At 65.5% G+C, this 8,284-nt stretch carries 13 protein-coding genes; 12 read left to right on the top strand and 1 reads right to left on the bottom strand.

Features of this window, described 5'->3' with window-relative positions:
• Positions 1-29: 29 nt before the first annotated feature.
• The gene (locus ACWGCN_RS31505) at positions 30-419 is read right to left on the bottom strand and encodes a helix-turn-helix domain-containing protein (protein WP_378989183.1); all 390 of its coding nucleotides are present in this window, start codon (positions 417-419) and stop codon (positions 30-32) included.
• A gap of 381 nt (positions 420-800) precedes the next feature.
• Between ACWGCN_RS31505 and ACWGCN_RS31500 the strand changes: the two genes are divergently transcribed.
• From ACWGCN_RS31500 to ACWGCN_RS31445, 12 genes are all read left to right on the top strand, one after another.
• Positions 801-1,493, top strand: coding sequence for a hypothetical protein (locus tag ACWGCN_RS31500; protein WP_378989182.1), 693 nt, complete (start codon positions 801-803; stop codon positions 1,491-1,493).
• Positions 1,494-2,243: 750 nt separating this feature from the next.
• Complete coding sequence (locus tag ACWGCN_RS31495; RefSeq protein ID WP_379316974.1) at positions 2,244-2,813, top strand: ImmA/IrrE family metallo-endopeptidase; 570 nt, start codon at positions 2,244-2,246, stop codon at positions 2,811-2,813.
• 276 nt (positions 2,814-3,089) lie between these two features.
• Complete coding sequence (locus ACWGCN_RS31490) at positions 3,090-3,857, top strand: alpha/beta fold hydrolase (RefSeq protein ID WP_387446140.1); 768 nt, start codon at positions 3,090-3,092, stop codon at positions 3,855-3,857.
• 32 nt (positions 3,858-3,889) lie between these two features.
• Positions 3,890-4,120 (top strand): hypothetical protein, encoded by a 231-nt coding sequence (locus tag ACWGCN_RS31485; protein WP_449966368.1) that lies wholly within the window; start codon positions 3,890-3,892, stop codon positions 4,118-4,120.
• Positions 4,121-4,139: 19 nt separating this feature from the next.
• Complete coding sequence (locus ACWGCN_RS31480; protein ID WP_063005185.1) at positions 4,140-4,394, top strand: hypothetical protein; 255 nt, start codon at positions 4,140-4,142, stop codon at positions 4,392-4,394.
• A gap of 228 nt (positions 4,395-4,622) precedes the next feature.
• Entirely contained in the window at positions 4,623-5,399 is a 777-nt protein-coding gene (locus tag ACWGCN_RS31475) for a peptidoglycan recognition protein family protein (protein ID WP_452460013.1), read from the top strand.
• 175 nt (positions 5,400-5,574) lie between these two features.
• A complete protein-coding gene (locus tag ACWGCN_RS31470; protein ID WP_378870702.1) occupies positions 5,575-5,715 on the top strand; it encodes a hypothetical protein in 141 nt (46 codons plus the stop codon).
• Positions 5,712-6,152, top strand: a complete 441-nt coding sequence (locus ACWGCN_RS31465; protein ID WP_378989177.1) for a hypothetical protein — start codon at positions 5,712-5,714, stop codon at positions 6,150-6,152. Before ACWGCN_RS31470 ends, ACWGCN_RS31465 begins: the two co-directional genes overlap by 4 nt.
• Positions 6,153-6,245: 93 nt before the next feature.
• A complete protein-coding gene (locus ACWGCN_RS31460) occupies positions 6,246-7,187 on the top strand; it encodes a hypothetical protein (RefSeq protein ID WP_378989176.1) in 942 nt (313 codons plus the stop codon).
• A 95-nt stretch (positions 7,188-7,282) separates the two neighbouring features.
• Positions 7,283-7,444, top strand: coding sequence for a hypothetical protein (locus ACWGCN_RS31455; RefSeq protein ID WP_378989175.1), 162 nt, complete (start codon positions 7,283-7,285; stop codon positions 7,442-7,444).
• 35 nt (positions 7,445-7,479) lie between these two features.
• Positions 7,480-7,824: a hypothetical protein gene (locus tag ACWGCN_RS31450; protein ID WP_378989174.1), complete on the top strand. Its 345-nt coding sequence runs from the start codon at positions 7,480-7,482 to the stop codon at positions 7,822-7,824.
• Between the two features lie 161 nt (positions 7,825-7,985).
• Complete coding sequence (locus tag ACWGCN_RS31445) at positions 7,986-8,282, top strand: hypothetical protein (protein WP_378989173.1); 297 nt, start codon at positions 7,986-7,988, stop codon at positions 8,280-8,282.
• The last annotated feature ends 2 nt before the right edge of the window (positions 8,283-8,284 follow it).

The following is an 8,284-nucleotide window of genomic DNA, read 5'->3' as shown; positions in this document are numbered from 1 at the left end:
GCGATGAGCGGGGCATTCGTCGTTCGAGCTCAGCTGTGTCTGGCCGCGCGAAGTCCGTTGACGTAAGCGGCGACAATTCGCAGATCACCTTCGGACAACCCGGAGAGATCGACGATTCCCTCGGTGGATTGCGGCCGAACCTGCTCCGTCTCGATCGGATCCAGCCCCGCCTGTGTCAGCAGCGGTTCGGCATCGAGACCGACCGCCGCCGCCATGGCCTGCAAGGTCTCGGCCGTGGTGCTGGCGGGGACCTTCTGTCCGCGCTTGTACTGGGTCCCGTTCTCGACCTGTGTCCACAGGCTCGTACTGATCCGTGCTGCTTTCGCGGCGCGGTCCATCGACATCTCGCGCTCCTTGCGAGCAAGTCGCAGGGTGGCGCTGACCTCGGCGGGGACCACCGCGCTCCGTTGTCTCACCATGCATCGAGGGTAGCAGATTGTTTGCACTGATGCATGAAGTGTATGTAGTCATCGGCTGCGAATTTGCGAATCGAAATCCTGCACCGGATGTAGACCGTAACAGCGAATGGCGAGTTTGTTTGTGGTGGTACGTGACTGGGTACAGCACTCTGCCGCCTCGGCTTGACAGACGCGTTGCAACAACGTTGCATACAACGGGTGTCCGATTGTGGGTCCCAGTAGGAGCCACTCCTGGACACCGCCCGGGGGCGCGCCACTCGATTTCGGCCGCGTAGCAGGGTACGACCGGGGCTCCGGCCCGCTATCGACCGAAGGAGCAAGTACATGGGCCCATACGATGCCGTCACGGCGTCGAACCGCATTCGTGAGGATTCATGCGGCGTGACCCCCCTGGACAGGTGGGCCGATGACAACCACCTGTACCTGGATCGGGAAGCCGCGCGGGATCTGGCCCGGATGCTCGGGGACATCCCCGACCTGGCCGAGGACCTGTCGGACGCGCGCACGCGCCAGACCCGCTTCGGCGCGGTGGACTACCGCACGCGCAATGGCTCACGGGAACAGCGACTTCCGTTCAATCCCGTCGCTGCTCGCGCGGCCGACCACCTCCAGTCGGTCTTGGTGGCCTGGGTTCGGTTGGTCTGCGAACAGCGCGGCATCGACTACACCGGGGTCGCGACCACCAGCGGCATGGCGGAATGGTTGCAGCGCAACATCGTCGCGCTGGCGATGACGGAAGGTGTGGAGGCCGCGCCCGCCGAGTTCGCCGCGGCGATCGAGGCCGCGGAAGCGGTGGTGTGTCCGCCGGTCGATCTCGCTCCCGCCGATGCGGCTCTGGTCCTGCGCGCCAGGGCGGTTCGCCTCCATGCGGCCGCGATCGGCAAACTCGCCGAAGAGTTGGGTGACGGTTTCCGCAACCTCACCGCTCGGCGGGTGCGCACACTGCGCAAGGCCGGTCTGATCAGTCCCGTCCCGGGGCCCTGGTCGCCGGACTGGCCGGAGCTCTTCATCGTGGGTGAGGTTTTGGATGCGCACCGTGCCCTTCCGGCGCGGCACCGGGCGAAAGATGCATAGCGAACAGAGTGACCCAGCGGGGCGTCGGCAGATTGTTGCCGGCGCCCCGCTGGCGTTGTGGGGACCCGAAACGGCTGGATCCGGGTGCCCGAAGTGCTTAGGCCGCATGAAGTTCGGGCTCATCTCGTCGCGTCGGTGTATCGAAATACCCACGCCTACCTGGGATTTGGCATCGTGTGAAAGTCGGTGTTGACAAGTTGTGGCCGATGACGCAAACTAGTGCCAGCGGGATTCGTCGTGCCCAAAATAATTTCGGCACACCGCGATTCGATGTCAGCGAGCGCTGATCCCGCAGATCCTGACCGGGACTCGGTTCACGTCAACGCTAGAATGGGCGCGTGCTCTCGACCGAGAGTCTCGACATTTCGGCTGCTGGGTGAGGTTCTACTTGTGTCAGGTGCATTCGATGCATTTACTCCCGATGAATCCGGTAAGCCGACCGGTGAGAGACCTACTCGCGAAGGCGAGTCCCTCTATCGAGTAGACGACTCGATACCAGGTCGAAGGAACCGTGTCGGCCATGTCGATCTCTCCGACATCTGCGTAGAAGACCTCCAGGTTGTCGCTGGTGCGGTGGATCGCTGGCGCTCGCTCCGGGCGCCGACCACGGTGACGCGTACCACCTCTCGGTGACCTGACACACGGCATCTGACACCGTCTCCGGTGGTGATGATGCGACGGGTCGTGGTCAGTTCCGAGTTGTGAGAGTTGTGTATTGCCATGGGTGATGAAGGTGAGTCGGATGCCTCGATGCCGGACCGACAAGATATCGCGGTGCAGCGCAATGGGTTCAACGCCCAAGAATCTGCGTTCAACCAGGGAATCCGGGTCGATTCGGCCGTGGTCTTCGACTTCGTGTCGTATTGGTCGGTAGTCGACCGCGCAGTCCTTATCCAGGCCGACCTGTCCGGTCATGTACGAAACGAAGTCATCGCCCACGCCGTCGCCCACATCGAGATGGCCGAATCACGCGAACTGGCAGCAGCACTCGACGGCGAGCGATGGCGGGGCCGGATCGAGATGCAGGTGCACGATGTGGTGGCACAACGCCTCATTCCCGTCGCCCACCTGCGTGACGCGCTGGAGGTGGGCGACAACCTCACCGATGTCTCCGCGCTCCTCGGGGTCACCGAGTTCCTGCTCGGTTGGCGATTGCAACACCTGGCGAACGAGGAGTTCGCGGTGATCCCGGTGCACCTGCTGAACCGCCTGGGCTGGCTGCCCGGGATGCCCTCCGAATACCCCTATCGGTGCTTGTGGCCGACATCCAGCTCAGGCGAGATGCTTCGCCAGCTGGCACCCGGCCGACACCACCGGTAGCCACCGTCTTCCTCAGCCCTCGTTCCGTGAAAACGGCACGGGGGCTTTGTCGTTGGCGCTCGCCGCCGATTCAGAACTCATGCGGCAGGCCCCCGGACACGAACACCTCGAGCCAGCGGGTTCAGAGCCCGCCGCATGCCCGCCCCTGACGCGCCCGTCTCCCGCAGCTCGCTGTGGTCGAAAGGTGTTGTCGCAGCGCAGGGGCGCATCGGTCCCGCTCCGGCGGAGCACTCCGTCGGAGCGGGACCTCCACTCACGTCCCAGAGAGGTACGAACATGTCACTGTGGTCTCCGAAAGGATCGCCCCGCACGATCGATGTACTCGTGGTCGGCGGAACCTGGAATCCTGGCGGCGACGGCGTCACAGCTGCCTTCACCGACGCGCTGAACAAGTCGATGTTCACCCCTCGGATGGTCCCGTATCCCGCCGACTACGGGTCGCAGGTGAGCTACGCCGAGAGTGTTGCCGAAGGCAAGCGCGCGCTCCTGGCGGCTGTCGACCGGTCGCCGAACCCTGTCGTGCTGGCCGGATATTCGCAGGGTGCGGCGGTTGCCGGTGACCTCGCGGCGGAGATCGGCCGCGGTGAGCATCCGGGCCGTGCGGTGATCGCCTGCGCGTTGATCGCCGATCCGCGCAGACCGGCGGGCAAGTACCTCGGCGACACCGACCCCGGCGGCTACGGCGTTGTCGGTGAGCGGCCCATCGACGGTATCCCCGCCTATTGGGCCGCGGCGCCCGGCGATCCCATCACCGCACTGCCCGCCGGCAACCCCTTGCGGACCATCGCGGATCTGAGCGCCTTCTTCAGCTTCGCCAGCGCGAACTCGGCAGTGCGCTGGGCACAGCGGATGCTCGACACCGCCACCCGAAATCAACTGCAGCGCTGGTGGTCACCGTCCAATTGGAGCCACTGGACCGGCGCCATCGCCTATGCCCGCGGCTACCTGTTCGACGGCAGGCACACCAGTGACTACGTCCGATACGGCCACGCCCGCGCACTCGCCCAGGCACTGAACCGCGATGTCGCCGAAGGGCGCATCTGAGACCCGCGAAAACCTGTGGGAAGGAACACATCATGAGAATCAGCAAAACCCCAGAGCCCGCGCTGGTCCGGTCGGTGCTCGTCGCTGTGACGGGTGTCCTCGCCTATCTGCTCGGTCGCGAGATCGATACGGCATGGATCGAAACACTGCTCACCCTGTACGGATTGGCGACGCCGCTGATCGCGGGCGTGCTCATCAGGCCCGCCGTTACCCCGCTGACCGGATCGGTGGGTGAACCGGATGGCATCGTGGTTAAGCCCTGAACTCGTACAAGCGGCAGGGATGGCCCTTGCGACAGTCATCGGCGCGGTGACAGCATGGCAGGCCCGCGAGGTCGCCAAGTTGCGTGAGCGGGTGGTCGCGCTCGAGGAACAGGCCGCCGACGATCACCTCCGATTCCGCGACGCGATCCGGCTGATCCGCGCACTGCAGCGACACATCGACGAACTGCTCGGCTTCCTGCGCCTGCACGTCCCTGGCATGGAGCCCCCGGTGGCGGACTACAAGATCCCCGCCACCCTCCAAGAAGAAATCTGACGGCGACCCCGCCGTTCCCGAACTGCATGCGGTCGGCCCCCGGAGAACACTCGATACGGTGCGGGATTCGAGCCCGCCGCATGCCGCGCTCCTGACGCGCCCGTCTCCCGCAGGTGGTCTGCGGTCGTAGACGTCGCCGCTGCGTCAGGAGTGACGGTCCCGCCCTCGGCGCTTCCCCTCGTCCACGAGGGCGGGACCCCGAACCTTCACTCACACAAGGAGATACCCATGGCCTGGACAGGCGACCCGGTATGGCTGGCCGATGTGCTGCGCGCTGCAGGGCTGGACGTCATCGAACACGAGGGCTGGCGCGACCGGGGCCACGGCGACTTCCGTGACCTGCGCGGCGTGCTCTGCCACCACACCGCGGGCGGCGGCAAGAACGACTGGCGCATCGTCCAGGACGGCCGCGCCGACCTCCCCGGCCCGCTGGCCCAGCTGGTCCTCGAACGCGACGGCACCTTCCGCGTGATCGCCGCAGGCGTGTGCTGGCACGCGGGCCGCGGCTCCTGGCCTGGCTGGCCCACCGACAACGCCAACTACCACGTGATCGGCATCGAAGCCGTCTCCCGCGGCGACGGAACCGACTGGACCCCAGCCCAACTCGACGCCTACAAGCGCGGCTGCGCGGCCATCCTGGCCCGCATCGGGCGCGACGCCGAGGACTGCGTGGCCCACCGCGAGTACTCCCACGAAGGAAAAATCGACCCCGCCGGCATCGACATGGACGAGTTCCGTCGCGAAGTGCAGGCATTCATCGACGGAGAGGACGCTCCGATGAGCGCATCCGAAGTAACCCAGATCCAGGATTTCATCACCGCGTTCTGCGGCCCGATCGGCACCGATGTCAAAGACATCCGCGAGCAGCTGTGCGGTAGCCAGCAGCGGGATGCGGGCATGTTCGCGGGCTGGGACCAGCTCGACGGGATGACCGTGGTCGACGTCCTCGCCGACATCCTGGACCGCCTGAAGGCCCTCGAAACGCCCGCATCCGAGGGGAGGTGAATCCATTGCTTCCCATCCTTCTCGAACTGCTCGAGCTGGCCATTGTGCTCGCGCCGGTAGTCCTGCCGCTGCTCGGCCTCTGACCCCACAACGGACCGCCTCGATGGCCCGCACCGCCACATCGCGAATGCGGTTGATTCCCAGCGGCATCCGTTCCCAACTCCCGGAGATCACCATGACGGAATTGACTACGTTCGCCGCGAGTTCCGCGCTCGGCGCTGAGGAAGCCACCGCGTCGGAGCCATCGGAATCCTCGACGGGCGTACTTCACGCCGCTGTCGAGATCGCCCCGGCACTCGACGACGGTGTCGCATGACCAGCCCATACGCCGGGCAGTTCCCGGACTTCGAGCAGTTCATGATCGGGCTGCTCACACCTATCGCACCGACCGTGAGTTTCCTGCCTGCGCTGGCGAGCCAAATCACGCTGCCGCTGATCTGGGTTCGTACGACGGGCGGCACGCTCGATCACAACGCGATCACCTACCAGGCGAAGGTGCGGGCGGCCGTTTTTCACAGCAGCAGGCAGCAGGCGCAGACCATGGCGATTCAGGTGCGCGATGCCTTTCTGAACGCCTCGGCCGCACGCTTCAACGGCGTGCTGGTCGATTACGTGGAGGAAATCGCTGCTGCTGAACCGCGTTTCAGTGCCCCGAATCTGCGTCGCAGCCGCGGGACGAGCGAATTCCCAGACCTCGACCCGCTGCACCAGATGGTCGAGCTCGCCTTCGCCATCGACGCTCGCCGTCAGTAGACGGCATATCACCGGCACCCACGCACATATTCGATCGCGTGGGTGCCCTTCCTTGTCCAGCCCGTTTCACCGGGCACATGAATGGAGATTGTCTTGCCTCCCATCTCGTCCACCCCGTTGACCACGCTGAAGGCCGCCCAGCGCCAGCTGCTGCTCAAGCCGCTGGATGCTGCGGTGTTCCTGGCCCCGTGGCCGAACTCGACCCCCGTCACCCCGGGCAGCATGACCGACGCCACCGGCAACCTGCTCGCGCTGCCCGCGTCGTACCAGTCGGTCGGCCTGATCGACAAGAAGTCCGGTGTCAACTTCGCGCGCGCCGTGACGGCATCGCCGATCGAGGCGTACGGCGAGATGCAGCCGGTCCGCGACGACATCACCAGCGATATCACCACCATCGAGTTCGAGCCGCAGCAGACCAACCTGCTGAATCTGGCGCTGACCAGCAACACCAACCTGGCGTCCACCCAGGCCGCGGCCAACGGTGAGGTCGGCTTCTGGCAGCCCGCGACCCCGCAGATCAACTACTATTCCGCGGTCGTGATCGGCAAGGACGGCACCGACGCCAGCCCGATCTACATCTTCAAGATCATGCCGAAGGTCGCCGTCACAAAGTGGGGTGGTGAGCAGTGGACCCCCACCAACCTGATGGGCGAGAAGCTCACCCTCACCGCCTTCAAGGACGACACCCTCGGTTACGCCGTCGCCCACGGCTTCGGCGGCACCGGCTGGCAGAAGCTGCTGTCGGCGACCGGCATCAAGTACACCGTCTCGGCGATCACGCCCGCGCCGATCAGCGTGACCCGTGGCACCACCACGTCCGCGCCGATCGTGGTGACCGACCAGTTCGGCGGCATCCTGCCGAACGCCAATTGCGCCTTCACCCCGGCCGGTGGTTCGAACATCACCGTGTCGGCGTCCGGTTTCGTGACCGCCGCCGCGAACGCCACCGTGGGCAACACCACCGTCGGCATCGTGTACACCCCGACCGGTGGCACCGCGTTGGCCTCGGTCAACTGCGTCGTCACCGTTGCGTAGTCGACGCCCATGAAACGTGGTCGCGTGCCGTGCTTCTCCGGTCGCGGCACGCGGCCACTTCTTGTCAGCTTCCGGAGAGAAAGCGGGGCTATCCCGTGTCCTTTATCCCCACCCAGTTCCCGGTCACGATGACCGATGGCACCCACGATTACCAGGTGTTCGACGCCTCGGCGTTCGGTGACGCCATGTTCGGTCTCGGCCACCGCGTCAAGGAAGACGTCAAGCAGGCCGTCGCCGCGGCCAAGCCCGCCAAGTAACTACGTTCCACCACTACGAAACCGGAGATCCCCTGATGGCAGCACCCCGCAAAACGTCAACGGCTACGAAGGTGGCCGGCGGTGACGAAGGCCGCTTCTACGAGATCCAGCGCGAGCTTGCAGCCAAGCGACGCGGCCCCTACCACCTGACCGCCGACATCGCGATCCAGCCACTGACCCGCCGTCAGGCGCGCATACTGGCCGAAACCGACGACGAAGAAGACCAGCTGCGGATCCTGCTGGGTGACGTCTACGAGGCGGTCGACGACTTGTTCGCCGACCGCCCCATCGACGAATGGGTCGCCTTCCAGAACGATCTGTACGCCCACTTCTACGGCGAAGGCGCCATGGAGCTGCCGGGGGGATCCGAGGGCTCGTAGAGTTCTGGGACAAGTTCGGTGCCGCGCTCGAATACGACCTACTCGAGCGCGGCATCGACGTCCGAGACTGCTTCGGGCCCATCGAGTTCCGCACCCGCGACTGGCGAACCATCTGGCGCTTCAAGGACCGCCTACCCCGCGGGTCGCACTACAAGACGGCCTTGGCGTTGGACCGTGAACTCGCCGAGTACTGGCTCGACATGGAGGAATCCGACCCCGATCCCGACGCCGAAGAGCCACCGACCCCGGAGGGCTACACCCTCGACACGTATCTGCTCCTGTCGATCATCGACGGGTTGCAGGGCGTCCAAGCGGCCGTGATCGCGGCAGCCGGCGCGGATCCACCCCAGGTGAAGCCGATGCCGCGTCCGCAGACAGCAATGGACGTAGTCCGCGAGGAACGGCGCCTGTCCACGATGAACAGCATCGTCGACATCTTCAAACCGGCCGCCGGCTAGTC

The sequence above is a fragment of the Nocardia sp. NPDC055050 genome (assembly GCF_053608345.1).
This window is presented reverse-complemented; position numbering and strand designations above follow the sequence as displayed.

Bases quoted from the DNA above. Each gene is read 5' to 3' on its own strand.
- ACWGCN_RS31465 (WP_378989177.1), top strand. From the start codon at position 5,712: ATGACCAGCCCATACGCCGGGCAGTTCCCGGACTTCGAGCAGTTCATG.
- ACWGCN_RS31495 (WP_379316974.1), top strand. From the start codon at position 2,244: ATGCCGGACCGACAAGATATCGCGGTGCAGCGCAATGGGTTCAACGCC.
- ACWGCN_RS31490 (WP_387446140.1), top strand. From the start codon at position 3,090: ATGTCACTGTGGTCTCCGAAAGGATCGCCCCGCACGATCGATGTACTC.
- ACWGCN_RS31450 (WP_378989174.1), top strand. From the start codon at position 7,480: ATGGCAGCACCCCGCAAAACGTCAACGGCTACGAAGGTGGCCGGCGGT.
- ACWGCN_RS31480 (WP_063005185.1), top strand. From the start codon at position 4,140: ATGGCCCTTGCGACAGTCATCGGCGCGGTGACAGCATGGCAGGCCCGC.
- ACWGCN_RS31475 (WP_452460013.1), top strand. From the start codon at position 4,623: ATGGCCTGGACAGGCGACCCGGTATGGCTGGCCGATGTGCTGCGCGCT.
- ACWGCN_RS31470 (WP_378870702.1), top strand. From the start codon at position 5,575: ATGACGGAATTGACTACGTTCGCCGCGAGTTCCGCGCTCGGCGCTGAG.
- ACWGCN_RS31485 (WP_449966368.1), top strand. From the start codon at position 3,890: ATGAGAATCAGCAAAACCCCAGAGCCCGCGCTGGTCCGGTCGGTGCTC.
- ACWGCN_RS31505 (WP_378989183.1), bottom strand. From the start codon at position 419: ATGGTGAGACAACGGAGCGCGGTGGTCCCCGCCGAGGTCAGCGCCACC.